This window comes from Candidatus Melainabacteria bacterium, assembly GCA_003963305.1.
In the GTDB taxonomy this organism is placed as follows: domain Bacteria; phylum Cyanobacteriota; class Vampirovibrionia; order Obscuribacterales; family Obscuribacteraceae; genus PALSA-1081.
Window position 1 is genome coordinate 41,137 of the sequence record RXJR01000008.1, and the last position, 14,539, is coordinate 55,675.

11 protein-coding genes are annotated in these 14,539 nt (G+C 52.9%); 7 read left to right on the forward strand and 4 right to left on the reverse strand.

Translation table 11 applies throughout. From position 1 onward, the window contains the following. The first annotated feature begins 483 nt into the window (after positions 1-483). Entirely contained in the window at positions 484-2,586 is a 2,103-nt protein-coding gene (locus EKK48_09250) for a S9 family peptidase (GenBank protein RTL43078.1), read from the forward strand. Positions 2,587-3,170: 584 nt separating this feature from the next. Further along, a complete protein-coding gene (locus EKK48_09255) occupies positions 3,171-3,647 on the forward strand; it encodes a hypothetical protein (protein RTL43079.1) in 477 nt (158 codons plus the stop codon). 124 nt (positions 3,648-3,771) lie between these two features. On the opposite strand, the gene EKK48_09260 is transcribed toward EKK48_09255, so the two are convergent. After that, entirely contained in the window at positions 3,772-4,527 is a 756-nt protein-coding gene (locus EKK48_09260) for a hypothetical protein (GenBank protein ID RTL43080.1), read from the reverse strand. 203 nt (positions 4,528-4,730) lie between these two features. Here EKK48_09260 and EKK48_09265 point away from each other — a divergent pair, with 203 nt between their 5' ends. The 3 genes from EKK48_09265 (at position 4,731) to EKK48_09275 (ending at position 6,794) form a co-directional block, all read left to right on the forward strand. Beyond that, entirely contained in the window at positions 4,731-5,315 is a 585-nt protein-coding gene (locus tag EKK48_09265; protein RTL43081.1) for a hypothetical protein, read from the forward strand. Positions 5,316-5,828: 513 nt separating this feature from the next. Next, positions 5,829-6,296, forward strand: coding sequence for a hypothetical protein (locus EKK48_09270; protein ID RTL43082.1), 468 nt, complete (start codon positions 5,829-5,831; stop codon positions 6,294-6,296). Between the two features lie 102 nt (positions 6,297-6,398). Beyond that, positions 6,399-6,794, forward strand: a complete 396-nt coding sequence (locus EKK48_09275) for a hypothetical protein (protein ID RTL43083.1) — start codon at positions 6,399-6,401, stop codon at positions 6,792-6,794. A 125-nt stretch (positions 6,795-6,919) separates the two neighbouring features. On the opposite strand, the gene EKK48_09280 is transcribed toward EKK48_09275, so the two are convergent. Then, positions 6,920-9,313 (reverse strand): PBP1A family penicillin-binding protein, encoded by a 2,394-nt coding sequence (locus EKK48_09280; protein ID RTL43084.1) that lies wholly within the window; start codon positions 9,311-9,313, stop codon positions 6,920-6,922. A 331-nt stretch (positions 9,314-9,644) separates the two neighbouring features. Between EKK48_09280 and EKK48_09285 the strand changes: the two genes are divergently transcribed. Then, positions 9,645-9,899: an XRE family transcriptional regulator gene (locus tag EKK48_09285; protein ID RTL43085.1), complete on the forward strand. Its 255-nt coding sequence runs from the start codon at positions 9,645-9,647 to the stop codon at positions 9,897-9,899. A gap of 29 nt (positions 9,900-9,928) precedes the next feature. Here the strand turns inward: EKK48_09285 and EKK48_09290 are convergent, their stop codons facing one another. Together EKK48_09290 and EKK48_09295 are read right to left on the reverse strand one after the other, a co-directional pair. After that, positions 9,929-11,320, reverse strand: a complete 1,392-nt coding sequence (locus EKK48_09290) for a DUF2029 domain-containing protein (protein ID RTL43086.1) — start codon at positions 11,318-11,320, stop codon at positions 9,929-9,931. Beyond that, positions 11,247-12,245 (reverse strand): transaldolase, encoded by a 999-nt coding sequence (locus EKK48_09295; GenBank protein ID RTL43235.1) that lies wholly within the window; start codon positions 12,243-12,245, stop codon positions 11,247-11,249. The genes EKK48_09290 and EKK48_09295 overlap by 74 nt, the downstream gene beginning before the upstream one ends. Positions 12,246-13,170: 925 nt before the next feature. On the opposite strand from EKK48_09295, the gene EKK48_09300 reads away from it, so the two are divergent. Then, positions 13,171-14,430 carry a hypothetical protein gene (locus tag EKK48_09300; protein ID RTL43087.1) on the forward strand — a complete coding sequence of 420 codons (1,260 nt, stop codon included), beginning with the start codon at positions 13,171-13,173 and terminating at the stop codon, positions 14,428-14,430. The last annotated feature ends 109 nt before the right edge of the window (positions 14,431-14,539 follow it).

A 14,539-nucleotide genomic window follows, 5' to 3' on the forward strand; every position in this document is an offset into this window, starting at 1 on the left:
CTCTCCCCGTAAGAAGGAGAGGGCGTTTCGACAAAAAGAGGGCCCAAAACTATGAACGCAATCGTCAAATGCACCAACTGTGAGCGGAGCTACGCTCCTCTCGCGCACAACTCCTCCTGCCCGCACTGCGGGCTGGGTGGGGTGAGCTCTTCGCAGCTGCCCAAGGTGCGCGTCACCTGCCGGCACTGCAGCAAGACGACCTTCCGGGTTTCGGCCAACTGGCCGTGCCCGGCTTGCAACATGACCGAAAACGCCAGCTACGGCATCGCCGGGCAGAAAGTGCGTTGCTGCCACTGCGAGCAGGAGTTCGCTCCTCTCTCGGCGGACGCGACTTGCCCCCGCTGCGGTAAGTAAGGGCGTGGTCGGCATGCCGACCCGTTTTTTAGTGACTTTGTTGACCCGGGCGAGGCAATGGCGCGCAAGCGTCTTCCTTGCCCGGGCAACGTATTTTTGAGCTTTCCTGTGTTAGGAGCAGGATAGGATATGACGATGAATCGCAAAGACGAAGCGCCTCTTGCGCCAGTGGCGACGAGGCGTACAACCAGTTTGAATATCCATGGCGTAACTCTGACCGATGACTACGGTTGGCTGCGCATGCGAGATCTCGAGCAACCCGATGCGGAAGTGCTCGCGCATCTCAAGGCTGAGAATGCCTACGCTCAGGCGATGATGGCTCACACCGGCGGTCTGCAGAGCAATCTGCTGGCCGAGTTCGAGTCTCGTCCCGATGAATTCCTCAACAGCGCTCCTGTGCAAGAGGGGCGCTACGACTACTGGGAGCGCATCGCCGAAGGCGCCCAGTACAAGACCCTTTTCCGTCGCCGTCGCGTCGCAGGCGCTGCCGATGAGGTGGTGCTCGACCTCAACGAGTTGGCGAAGGGATACAAGTTCCTGGAGTTGGCTGCGGTCAGCTACAGCGACAGCGGCAACTTCGTGGCCTACACCGTCGACACCAACGGTTACGGACAGAACACGCTTTTCGTCAAGAATCTGCTCACCGGCAAAACCGGGCCGGCACTGGCAGAGCGCGTCACCGGGTTGGTCTGGGCGTCCGACAATCGCACGCTCTTCTACACCACCGAAGACGAGACAACGAAGCGCTCCAACAAGCTGTTTCGCCTGCGGCGCAACGGCAAACGACCTGTCTTCCTGCTTGAAGAGACCGACGAGCTGTTCAATCTGAACGTCAGTCGCTCGCGGGATGGCAAGGTCATCTTCGCTGAATCAACCAGCTACGAAGCGACGGAGTATCGCTACCTGGACGCGGCTTCTCCGACGGGCGTGTTCAAGCTTGTGGCGAAGCGGCAGCAGGGGCATCGCTACTACGTCGAGCACTACGGCAGGCGCTTCTACATTCGCACCAATGATGGTGCCAAGAATTTCCGTCTCATCTCCACTCCGGTTTCGCGGCCGGGGCGGATCAACTGGCGGGAAGAGATCGCTCATCGTTCCGACGTGCTGCTCGAAGAGGTCGTATTCTTCAGCCGGCACATGGTCGTGTTCGAGCGTGAAAACGGTCTGCCGAAGGTGAACGTCGTGGAGCCGGGTACGGGCAATGCTCGCTATCTCGAATTCCCCGAGTCCATCTACAGCGTAGGCAGTCTGGATGACCCGGAGCTGTTCCACAATCTCAATCGCGAGTTCGACAGCAAGGTTCTCCGGCTTCGCTACGACTCGTTCTCAACGCCGCCCACCGTGTTCGACTATGACATGGAGAGCGGTGGACGGCAGGTGGTCGAGGCGCTTTCGGTGCCTGGATACGATGGCTCGCAGTATCACAGCGAGATCGTCTACGCCACCGCTCGCGATGGCGTCAAGGTGCCCATCCTGCTTGCCTGGAAGGGTGAGCTCGTCAAGGACGGCAGCCGCCCTCTCTATCTCTATGGCTACGGCGCCTACGGGATGTGTGCGCTCTGGGCGGGGCAGTTCCGCATGTCGCGGCTGAGCCTGCTCGACCGCGGCGTGGTCTTCGCTTGTGCTTACATTCGTGGCGGCGGCGAGCTGGGCGAACCCTGGCACGAAGCCGGCAAGATGCTGAACAAGATGAACACCTTCACCGACTTCATCGATTGTGCCGATCACCTGATTGCCGAGAAATACGGCACGCGTGAGCGGTTTGTGATCGAGGGTCGCAGTGCCGGTGGATTGCTCATGGGTGTGGTCGTCAACCTGCGACCCGACCTGTGCAAGGCTGCCGTCATGGGCGTGCCCTTCGTCGACGTGATCAACACGATGCTCGACGACAGTCTGCCGCTCACAGCTGGTGAGTTCCTCGAGTGGGGCAATCCGAAGGACCCTGAGTTCTTCCGGTACATGCTCTCGTACTCGCCCTACGACAACGTCCGCGCTCAGGACTATCCGACTCTGCTCATCCACTCGGCTCTGCGCGACAACGCTGTGCCGTACTGGGAGCCGGCCAAGATCGCGGCCAAGCTGCGTGCCATGAAGACTGACAGCAACCCGCTCATCTTCAAGATTCTTCTGGAAGGTGGCGGACATGCAGGTCTTTCCGCACGCACCGATAAGTTGAAGGAAGAGGCTTTCCGCTTCGCCTTCATTCTCGACCAGCTCGGCATCAAGAGTTGATCGCAGTTGCAGGCAGGGAGTCCCGGCTTTTGTCATCGATTTCGATGACGAGGCCGGGCTCCTTTTTTTTGCTTTTGCTACTATTTAATATCGTGTATAGCATCCAGGCTCGACCTTTAAGGTGTGACTTGTCGCCAGGCATAAGCTATCGCGAGGCTACCCCAAATATCTAGCCTCTTTGCAACCCGCGCTGATTGCGCAAACCATCTGGAAAACGTCATTAACCTGTAGCTGTGCGAGCCGCGCTAGCACCTGAAGAACGGCATTTCGAGTTTTCGCTTCGCTAGCCCTGCAAAAGTCGGTGGCGGGATCAAAATAAATGTCGATCCGGTTTGCCATTCGGGCTTTGGATGTTGTAAAGATGAAGTATCTATGCCCAATTCATATTTTCTCGGAGCCAACCCACAGAAAACTTCTGCGAGTTAATGCCCACGCCCAGAGCAGCCATTCGTGACCGTTTCTAAGACGTGAGTGCCGAGCCGACTTGATGCAGAGCATAGATTTTCTATCCGATCCGTTCCTACGTCCATTACCCGAGAGGGGTGATTCGACGCATACGGGGTGACGAAGGAAAGGAGATCGCCATGATCCTTTACGTCACCGCCGCTCTTGGTCACACCAACATCACCAAGAACAACGAAACAGGTGCAATTCACTTCAACACGGCGTCCGGCGTCTCAGAGGCGTACACGGGCGAATTCCAGATCATTGCCGACCATGGTGCTTACGTCGACGTCTTCGGTGACGTCGAGGTCGTCGCGGAGAACGGTTCCCACGTCTGTGGCTACTTCGGTTCGCGTATCGTTGCTCGTGTCGGCGCCATGGTCACTGCAGAAGAAGGGTGCCAGGTCTTTGCGGAGAACGGTTCGTTCGTTACGGCGTACGATGGTTCCCGCGTTGACGCGCTTTACGGTTCCCAGATCAAGGCTCGGTGTGGCAGCTTCGTCGTCGCCCATGAGGGCGCCCTCGTTGACCAGTTCACCGGTTGCAAGGTTGTGGACCCGTCCGGCAGTCTGGTTTCGTTGGGCACGATTGTGACAACGACGCTGATGGGCCGGTGATTTTGTCGCGTGTAAGCAAATGAGTTCGCCAGCTTCTGGTTGACGGACTCATTTGCTTGCGACAAATCATGCCCCTTTCCCCGCAAAAAAAATTTGGATCTGGTCTACTATCGCTAGTAAAAGACTAGTATTTCAGTGAAATGGAACCAACCACTCTGTCCAGGGTCTCCAGGCTTGGTACAAACTTCGCACGGGAGAGGTTTTCAGCGTACTTCTGGCTCTTTGCCAGAGGTAGATCTTTGGGCATTCCTGCAGCTTTGACCGGCCAGAAGAATGAGACGTAATACCGACCGTCTTTTGTCAGCCCCTGGAATGTGTAAAAAAAATCTGATTCGTTCACTGGTGGATCGCCGTTTCCGTAGACGCTGACGTATGAAACACCAGAGCCCTGAGTGAAGTTGACGCGCCTGGTTTGCGCGTGCAACATCTCATGTCCGTCCGAACCTGGCAAGATTGGCATGGTTTGCAGGCTTTTGTCTGAAGCGGCCGCTGTTACTTTCTTCAGATCCGAAATAATTTTCTGAAATTCAGCTTGTTTCTTTCTGGGGAATACAGCCTGATATTCTGCCACTGGATAGATGAGCAGATGCGGCTCATTGAAGCTGTTATCCCCGTACTGCAGTTTCTTTCCGTCGAAAATAATTCTTGTGTGCATGGGTGAGCCGCTCAGTGAAATATCGCCGTCTTCGCCGTAGGGGTCTTTCGGCACGATTTCCACTTTCGTTGTTTTGGCTATTCCGGTCGTATCCAGCTCTATAGTGAGTTTGCTGACCGCTCCAGCCGTGGCGCTCTTTTGGGCCGGTGCTGCATTGCAGGCAGTTGAGGCGAAACCAATACTAATTGCGACCAGCGATGAAAGAGCAAACTTTAGCGATGTCATGCACAAATCCTCAGCAATGAAACTGAAATATACACTGGTCGCCGGAAAAATTTAGAGGCACACCCCTGCCCGTCACGTTATTTTTGGCCATTTCGTACTCGGAAAATTCACAGTTTATTCCGGTAATAGTTCCTGACCATCAAACATACTGCATCGAGTCAGTAGGCATGCGTCTTGGCGCAAATTCGAAAGGGAGCATAGATATGGGCAAACACCATCAGGGGGCCGGCGGTGCTGATACCCACGGCGGAGCCGATAGCCGTAGTGGTGGCGACAGTCATCAGATACACGGTGGCAGTGAGACGCACTCTAGTCTTGACGCTGTGAGACATGAAACATTTGGATGCCCGCCGAAACATAGTGATGTTCAGACACCGTCACGTGTATCTAATGTGGTTGCCGACAATTCTGCGGGTGGATCGACTACACATCCGACTGAAGGAAGCATCGTCTCGCACCCAACCGAAGGAGGCACCACTACGCACCCGACTGAAGGAGGAGTGACTCCACCGCCTACAGACGGTGGTGTGAACAATCCGCCGACTGAGGGCGGAGAAACTCATCCACCTCCAACAGATGGCGGTGAAAATCCGCCACCTCGCCCTGATGTGCCTCCTCCACAACGGAAACATCATCATGGTGGTGTCATATTGCCACCGCTTGAAATTGTCCAGCCTTTCGTGCGCATCGAGGCTGACAACGGCAATGAATCCACCATTACCACATCACCCAACGGAGGAAATCCGTCTATCACTGCACCTGGACGACCAGGCATAACAGTTCAGTAGCGATGTAGATGAAGGTAAATCAAGCGTGCACTATTTTGGTGGCACGCTTGATTCTCTTTCAGACCTCTATTGTGAATAATTAGTACCTGGAGTGGCTCTCAGAGCCTGGCGATAAGTGTGAAATTTCGGTGACCTGTTGATCGCCGCTCGTGCGAACCTGGTACCGAATATAGTGTTTATTCTTTTTGATTGGACTTGTTGTTAGATCTCGAGATCGATGTTTCCGGGCACGCCAGGCTCGACTGTGTCGGCGTTGTCGGTTTTGTGCTCGGAAGTTATCCTGGTCGTAATAAACACTTGAAATGGCTGCTGCAATTCGAGCAAATTGATGTTGTTCTCATTGCATCCTCAGCAGCGGCGGTTCGGTTACTCAGCGCAGTTTTTACACGCAACAGCAGGCTTTTACTTTCGGGCACGAAAGGGGGTGGCAAGTAGCTTCAAAGATCAGCTCGATCTCACGTTGACCGACCGGAACAGTGTTTTAATCTCATTCACTACCAGACGAGAACAATTATGAGTGCTCAGTTGACAGGGTTTCAGCTCGGCGGATTGCTCAAACAGCGACGATATCAGGCGCAGGTTGGCCAGAGCGCCAACGCGATTAGCCTCGACGGAGGAAATTCCTGGTGGGAGTTCTATCTGGAAGACAAGGACTTCGCCATCGGCGGAGCCGTTACTCACAGTCTTCCGGCTCAGGAAGAATGGAACCCGATTCACGCGGGGCTCTCCTATTCAGTTGTCGAGGTCGGTTCGGACACCGATAGCCCGTTCCTCGTCGTTCGTTTTGGCTTTCCCGAAAGCCGGTCGTTCGTCTTCCGGGTGCGCACGCGGCCAATTCAGCTGGTTCGCATTGACTCGGAGGGCAAAATGAGTGATGCCGGGACCGGTGACGAGCATACACTCGATGTTATCGAATACGTCGGGCGGGTCGAGGAAGTCTTGCCTGATTGGCGGGATCGGCCTCAGCGCGTGTTGCGCTGAGCCAATCTCGGCTGTCGATCTGGTGCCGTATGCGGTGCTAATCGACGGGCGTCGTTAGTTGCAGTTCCTGTTTCCAACAATACTCTCTCGGAGGCATTCAGAATGATGCGCCGTATCTCTATGTGGAACATCACCAAAGTGGTGAGTGCGAACATCACCGCTGGCAAGCCCAGTGTCGAGTCGCGGATGTACTCCGACTCGAACGTGCTTGCTGTGATCACCGTCGGCCGCGATCACAATTACCTTAATCCCGGGCATTACGTCGTTGTCGACCATGCTCTCGAGGGACCCGAAACGAGCTTGAGCGTTCGCATCACGCCCGCCGACGTCAATTTTGACCTGGAGTCTAACTGCGATCCTGCTTCGCATTGGAAGTTCGTCGGCATCTTGCTCAGCCCTCGTGAGCCGGTGCCCTGTGCCGTTCATGTGCTGTCCGGCAAGACGGCGGAGGAGTCTTGCATCATATCATGGCGTCAGCAAGATGCCTCGAATTCGTAACGGTGTCATGATGCATTGAATTCATGGTCCGTCGAGGCGTTGGCCAGTGGACGCTCCTGTTCCGGAGCGTCCACCTTTTTTTGGACCTTTGAGGCACCGCAGGTAGTACTATTAGGGGCTCGACACTACTGAACCTGCGATGCCTGGCTCGCTTGCAATGAAAGCATTTTTCGGGCGTATGCGAATTGTTCAGGCGTAGGTTGGTCCGAGCATGACTGCATCGATTCTGTCTGCATCGATTCTGCCTGTGCAATCAGTGGCGTTTGTTGTGATTGCTGCGTAGCCGTGTATTGGCGAGCTGTTTCACTCGAACCTTTCTGGAAACGCTCAGCGGCCTCTGCTGCCAGGACTATAAATGCCTTGCCGACACCTTTCTCTTTTGCCGTTATGGCATTGGCGAGGATGGTTGGGACATTGTTTGCCAACTGATAGGCATTCACATTGGTTGGCTCTACGCGCGGTATTTTATCCAGATGAGTTATGTCCACGGTGGTGGCGTCAGTCGCCAGCAGAGTTTCATCGTTGAATTGAGGAAGCGACCCGGCAAATTTTGTTGCTGGTTTTGCAAATGCCAGAGTTCGGGAGGGTTTGTGAATGGCATAGTAGCCGCTCATATACTCGCGCCAGATTTGAGCCACTACGGTGCCGCCTGTGACATTGTGACCCTTAACGGCTTGATTCTTATCACTGCCGCCCCAGACCGCCGTCACTGTATCGGGTGTGAACCCAGCAAACCAGATATCTCTGGCGCCGTCAGCGGTGCCCGTTTTGCCGGCAACTGGTATTCCTGGCAGGCGTGCCTGTGTGCCGGTACCTCTGTTGACTACATCTTGCATCGCATCGACAAGCGTTGCCACGCTAGCTGCAGGTAGATTGCTGCTCGGGGTAGCGCGGAAGGCAATCTTTTTGCCGTCCGCAGTATCTATTTCTCTCAGTGCTTGCGGCGGCATGTAAACACCATTTCTAGCTAGTGTGGCATAAGCCGTGGCCATCTCCAGTGGAGATACCGCACAAGTTCCTAGTGCCAGTGATGGATAGGGATCCATTTTTGATTGCAGTCCGGCAGCGCGGGCAGCGTCGATCACCGGTTGAATACCGGTCAGCATTGCAATGCGAATGGCGCAAATGTTTCGCGAATTAATCAAGGCATCGCGAACGGTCACCCATCCCTTGAACTGTCCGTCAAAATTTTTGGGTTTCCATGCCGGACCGCACTCTTCCTTGTATTCCAGCGGGGCATCATTGATCATCGAGTCAGGCTCGAGGATGCCGTTCATCAGACCGGCTAGATAAACAAATGGTTTGAAACACGAGCCGGCGGTGTGAGGAAATAGAGCTCGATTCCACTGATTGTCTTTGTAATCGCCTACGCCTCCCACCATTGCTATAACAGCACTATCACTGACATTGAGCGACACCAATGCTCCCTGGTTGACGCCGCGTGGTGCATTCTTGATACCACGAGTCAGTTTTTCACTAGCCAATTTTTGAGCTTCAGGGTCGAGATTTGTGTACACTCTCAGGTCCTGTGTCCACATGCTGGGTCCGAATTCTCTTTTCACTTGCTCAAGAGCAAATGCGATGTAATAGGGATATTTGATCGGAGTGGCTCCCTTATTGAAAGCTAGCTTCTGTGACTTGAGAGTTTTTGCTTCTTCGCGCGAGATGTAGCCGTACTCGGCCATTTTGTCCAGCACATCATGCTGGCGGCTTATAGCGAGCTTGATATTTGCCGGATTTCCATAGACTGACGGCGATTTGATCAGCCCGGCTAGAAATGCCGATTCGGCGACATTTAATTGAGAAGCGTGCTTATTGAAGTAATTGTTGGCCGCCCTTTCGATACCATATACGCCACCGCCAAAGTAAATCTCATTCAAGTAAGTCTCCATAATTTTGGCTTTCGAGAAGCGGTTTTCTGCGTCCCAGGAAAGGAATACTTCCTTGATTTTACGGGCGTAAGAACGATCATTTTTATCCAGGTACAAGTTCTTCACCAACTGTTGAGTTATGGTGGAGCCACCTTCGACAATGTGTCCGGCTTCCCGGTTTCGCTTAAAAGCTCGAATTACGCCTACAAAATCTATGCCGTGATGTTGGTAGAAGTGATGATCTTCTGCGGCAACTAGCGCCTTTTGCATGGCGACGGATACTTTTCCAAGCGCGACCGGTTGACGGTCTCTGTCTGCCCGCACGGTGCAAATATACTTGTCGTTCCGGTCAAAAAATTGGATGCCGCGATTCGCGTCCTTCAGTGTAGGTAACTTCGCCTCTCCAACTCGTAACTGTTCTCTCAAATGTGTCACACCGATGGCTGTGACTGTGAGCGCGAGCGACAGTGAAAATAGTGACCAGAAGGTCGTTTGCAGTAATGAATAGCGGCTTAGTTGGAACTTCGCCAATTGATTAGAAATTGATTCGCAATCTGTATTTGTGTCAGTATTTGATCGCGTATTTGTATTTGTACTGATATTTGTGTGCATTTGCGAGCCTTTCCGAATGCAAGAGAGAAACCGCATTGCGTAAGCAATGCGACCGATCAGTGTTTTTCTTCCAACGTGCTCTTCGACGGTTGTCTCTTGAACCTTGTTCCGGGCTTCCCAGTTGTTGGTTTTGGGTTGTTTTGAGAGAGTGATGACTCAGGTGAGTGATGCGGAATGTTGATAGATAGCCGCAATATTTCGCCGTGTAATAAATGTTCACCGGAAAAATCTAGTGTGAGTTAGGCTACAAGCGAATTTCCACGATTAACCGGGCGATGCCTCAGCTGACTTTCTTACTGTTGATTGTAAATTGCTGCAACTCGCACGCTTTGTCACCGTCTGTTTTGATCCGATTTAGGAGGTTGAAATGAATAGTCATAGAGAAAATTTCTCGCTCGTGCGAGCCCTTGGCCTCGCCATACAGGAGCGGCGTTTAAAGCTAAACCTTTCGCAGAAGGAACTCGCTGAGGAAGCAGGAGTTGATCGCGCATATATCAGTAACATCGAACAAGCCAAGCGAAATCCCAGCTTGAGTGCCATGCGTAATCTCGCCACAGGATTGCGAACCAAGCTCTCCAGATTGATTGGAACCGCTGAGCGCATAGAGAACGAACTCGATTAACGCAGTGAAAGCCAGCGTAAGAGAATTATTCAGGCCTGGGTTGGTTCGAGCGTATTGGTGCAGGCGATTGCCTTGTTGCAATTTCTGCTAAAAATGATCCATGAAATCAGACAGAACGGCAAGAGGAAGGCACAGTGCCAGTTTTGTGCGGCTTTGAATGGAATGTAGATTGCCATTAGTTGACTTCCGAACCAAAAAACCAGGAACGATAGCGACCAAATGCGCTCAAAAATGTCAGTGAGGCGGAACGAACTGTAGACTCCTACTGCAGAGACTGACATCGCGAAAGGCACCGACAAAATAGCCAGGTCATAAAAGTTTGCATGCAGACCAAAGACGAAAGATAGTGCCAGACTAATGAACAGAGCGTGTCCATCGTATTTCCCATCACTAAGCAAAGCCTTTCGCCAGACCGCATAAGACGCAACCGCCGTCATCAAGGTAGTTGCTATGCCAAAGATTTGCAGTGGTTTGGGTGCAAAGATGTAGCCCAGAATGCAGCGCAAGTTTACACAAATGTCTCTGGGAGCGAAAAACTTTCCTTCATACGTGTCCCTCTCGACTGCCGCTAAAAACGCAGGATAGTTCAGCACCGTGTCGAAGCCCATTACACACGCGGCTCCCAGGTAGAGGATGATGCTCGTCACAATTAACGATGCAAAAGCTTTCCATTGCCTTTTGGCGATGAACATTACACCTGGTATCAAGCAGTGATGAGGTTTGGACAACGCAAAAAAGGCCAGAAGCACCCCGGCGAGGATTTGCTTATCCTTCCTCCACGCCAGGTATATGCCCGTCAGCAACGCTGCTAGCAAAAATCCAGTTTGACCGAGACAAATCGACTGGCGCGAACCAGGGCTGGCAAGCACCACAATCCAGAAGTAGAGCCAATCCAAAGGCTTGTCTTTCACCTTGATCACTTTGTTGACCATAACCACTGCAGCGATCACTTGCAAAAATGACCAAATTAGGTAGCCCTTCTCGAAAGGCAAAAACGTAAGTGGGATCACCAAAACGCAGAAGGGCGGCGTGTAGTACGAAGGGTTGCAGTGGGCCACGTCGACGTAGTAGTTGGGAGCTATGTGCGCGCAGATCCACTGTCGCTGAATCTCCAGGTCGTAAACGTGCTTTGGATCCACACGAGTCAACCATGCCAACGATAGCTGCTTCATGTAGTCGATGCCTTGTATTGGATTGACTTTCAAGTTGTCGGTGAAAACGTGGGTCGGCTGCGCGAAGAACGATACGAACTCCCAAACGGTCCAGCCCAGAAGAAACATACTGGCTGCAATGATGACGAGATCTGCCATCACTTGTTCAATCTTGTAGATAACGGACGCTAGCTTCCTAGACGCGTTCATTGCTTGATTTTGCAACTGCGCCAGTGGCAATGGAGAATCCGCAAGCCTTCGCGTCGTCATAGAACATCTTCACGGTTTCGAGTGAGTACTCGTCGTGGTCCTTACCTGACAGCCCGAGCTTCTTTAAAATGTCGTCGGTGACAGTGATGATTTGACAGCCAATTTTACTCGCTTGAGCAACGTTGAGAATTTCCCGTGGGCTTGCCCAGATTAGCTCCACATGCGGATATGGTGCCAGCAGCTGCACGGAGTATTGCATCAGTGGCAGCGGGTCGACACCAGTATCAGCAATCCTACCGGCAAATACCGATATGCATGCAGCTGGGCAATGTCGCGCCGCTGCCAGTGATTCTTTTACTTGCCGTGCGGTCATGATTGCAGTGACATTTACTTTCACACCTTGTTTAGCCAAACGTTCGATCAGTGGAATGCTGCTCTGCGAACGGGTATTGGTGATAGGGATTTTGACGTAAACATTGTCGCCCCACGAAGCAATTTCCCTTGCCTGCAATTCCATTTCGTCAAAATCGTCGGAGAAAACTTCAAATGAAATTGGTTTGTCCTTAATCACCTTGAGTATATCGATTGCAAATTCCTGATAGTTGCTGATTCCAGCCTTGCGCATCAAAGTAGGGTTGGTTGTAAATCCGGCGATAATTGGATTTCTGTAGAGCGCCAACATGGAATCTTTGTTGGCACCGTCAGCAAAGATTTTGGTCTTATAACTTGTCGCCAGGTTGTCGTTTACCTTGCTCGAAGTCGCAGGCGAGGATATTGATTCCCACTTGGCCTTGTTCAAGTTCAGCAGCGGATGTGAGACAAGCAGATGCCAGATCACTGCCTGCAATCCTTCACTGATCGGGGTTACCAGTGTGGGTTCCACATTTGGAATGACGAGCACTGCGTCGCCAACTTTCTTAGCGTAGCCGCCATCTTTGCCGACGGCTCCGATTATTTTCGCACCCACTTCTTTGGCATAAGCCATGGCTTGCACGAGATTTCCGCTGACGTTCTTGGCCGCATCACCACCGCCAACAGAGAATACAAAAATGCAATCCTGTTCATGGAATCGGCTCACCTTCAGCCAGTTGACGATAGTCGAATCCCAGCCATCATCATTGACCCTGGCAGTCAACTCAGAGACATTGTCGTAAACCGAATAAGTTTCGATATTGCAAATTTTCCTGAAGTCACTAGCTGCATGCGATGAATGTCCGGCGCCACCGCCTGAGCCAATCATGAACAGTCGGCCGCCCTTTTCACGGACGTCCGATAGAACCTGAGCCATCGCATCGATGACGACTAAATCCATTGCGGAAATTGATTCAACACATAAGTCGAGAAATGTTTTAGTGAAATTCAAAGCTGCCGCCTAGTAAGGAAATCAGTCCCAGGAAATCAGTCTGGTAGCTGTTCTATTGTAGCTGATTTCTGCAAAATGGCGTTTTACATCAAACCTTTGCGAACTTCGCTAGATTGTGGCGGCATAAGCATTCTCTCAGAAATCTTCTCGAGCATCCGTTTGTCAAACCCTAAGAATATATACAAGTATGAACTTAATAGCCTTTCTTGAGATCTGATCTCTTTAGAACGTAGATTTAGTTATTCCTCTCCAGATCTCCATAACATCCGAACCGCAAACACTTCAGTGCGCTTCACTCGAAAGAACTCTACGGACTGCTTGCCGCAGCGTAGTGGAAGCCCGCTAAATACAGGTGTTGTGCGATTTGGGTTTTCTGGCAGGATACGCTCGCATCATTCCGTCCTCGCCGTGAGCCGGTCTTGATGCGCGGTTGAACGTGTCTTCGCACAAGAGAGTCGGTGAAGCTGCCTCTCCGGAAGACGCAAACCTGGTGTGGGTGCGGCCTGCATGCATCCTCGCTTTAAATTAAGCAGGTGGAGACAAAACTATGAAAGAAATTAGTGAAATCGTAGCCGCAATGGATGCTCTCGAGGCATTGATTGCGGCGTTTGAGCAGCACAACCGTTGCGCCAGTCAGAAGTCCGAATGGGCCAACAGGACCGCTCTTGCGATCGAGCCCACCAAATGGACCCGGAAGATCGAGGCTGCGCTCGACAAGCCTGACGAGCTCAACGCTCTGCGCATCCAGTACGACGAATGCGTTCTCACTTTCGTGAGCTCGATTCTGCAGTACGAACACGAGCGTCGCCAGGTCATGGACACTATCTCGCCTATGTGCGACGGTATCAAAGCGCTCGTCAAGCTGCTTGACTCGCCTGAAGCGCGCGCGCTGTCCAAGCATCTAGTCCCGGCGATCAAATCGTTGGTCTTGCGTGCTTCCGCGGCACATCGGGCTCCACGGGCCGAATGCGAGGTTCGGGCGATGGACGCACTTGCCGACCGGTCTCGCGAGTATGGTGTGCTCGTCTCATCATTCGGTGTGCTCACTACCGAGCTGCGCCGGGTGAATATCCACAGTCCACAGTACCCGACTGGGCTCGTCACCGGGCGTGATGTGCAACCCCAGTTCAGTCGTGATGTCGATATGAGCAAAGTTCAAGTTGTCTATAGCTCTCAGAAGCGGCGAGAGCTTGGTCACAGTCGCGATGTCGATCTGCGCAACGTTTTCGTTGTGCCGTTCGTGGACTGTTTGAACTCGCAGCATCCGCACAGTGCGGCGCTAGTTCAGGCATATGCCACTGTGGATGCAGCGCTCGAGAAGGTGCGCAACTTCGTCAAGAACCTGAGAGGCGACCACAACGGTAGCGTCAACGAGCGTCAACACGCTTCGCGAATGCTCGACCTTTTGCACGGAGCACCGCAAGGCTGCGGCGGCAACATCGACAGCCAGGTGAACGCACAGAATCAGCGTCGCCTCGAATACGAGATGTTGCGCATTCAGATTGTTGCCGCCATGGATGAGTTACAGACCGCCTACAACGGGCTCGTCGTCACACTCGTCAAGGCCGCCGACGAGACGGCTACTCTGCTTGCCGAAACGCAGGCAAACGGTCGCACCACGGTCGATCGCAAAGATGCCGTGCGTGCGGCGATGAACAACTGTCTTGCGGTCGATGTCTACCTTCGTCGGGTCGGGCGCGAAATCGCTGAATTGCAGAACGGCCGCACCCGCGATCTCACTCTCGGGAACGGGGCCGCTGCGCTTGATGCTTCCTTTGAGGAGGTAGCCAAACAGTATCGCTACTGAGAGCGTCTCAGGCGGATAGCGATACCCCGCCGGTCGGCGGCTTTCGAGCTGCCGACCAAGTTAGAAGATTCGGCTCGCGGCGCGACGGCATAGAAAAGTCGCGCTGCCA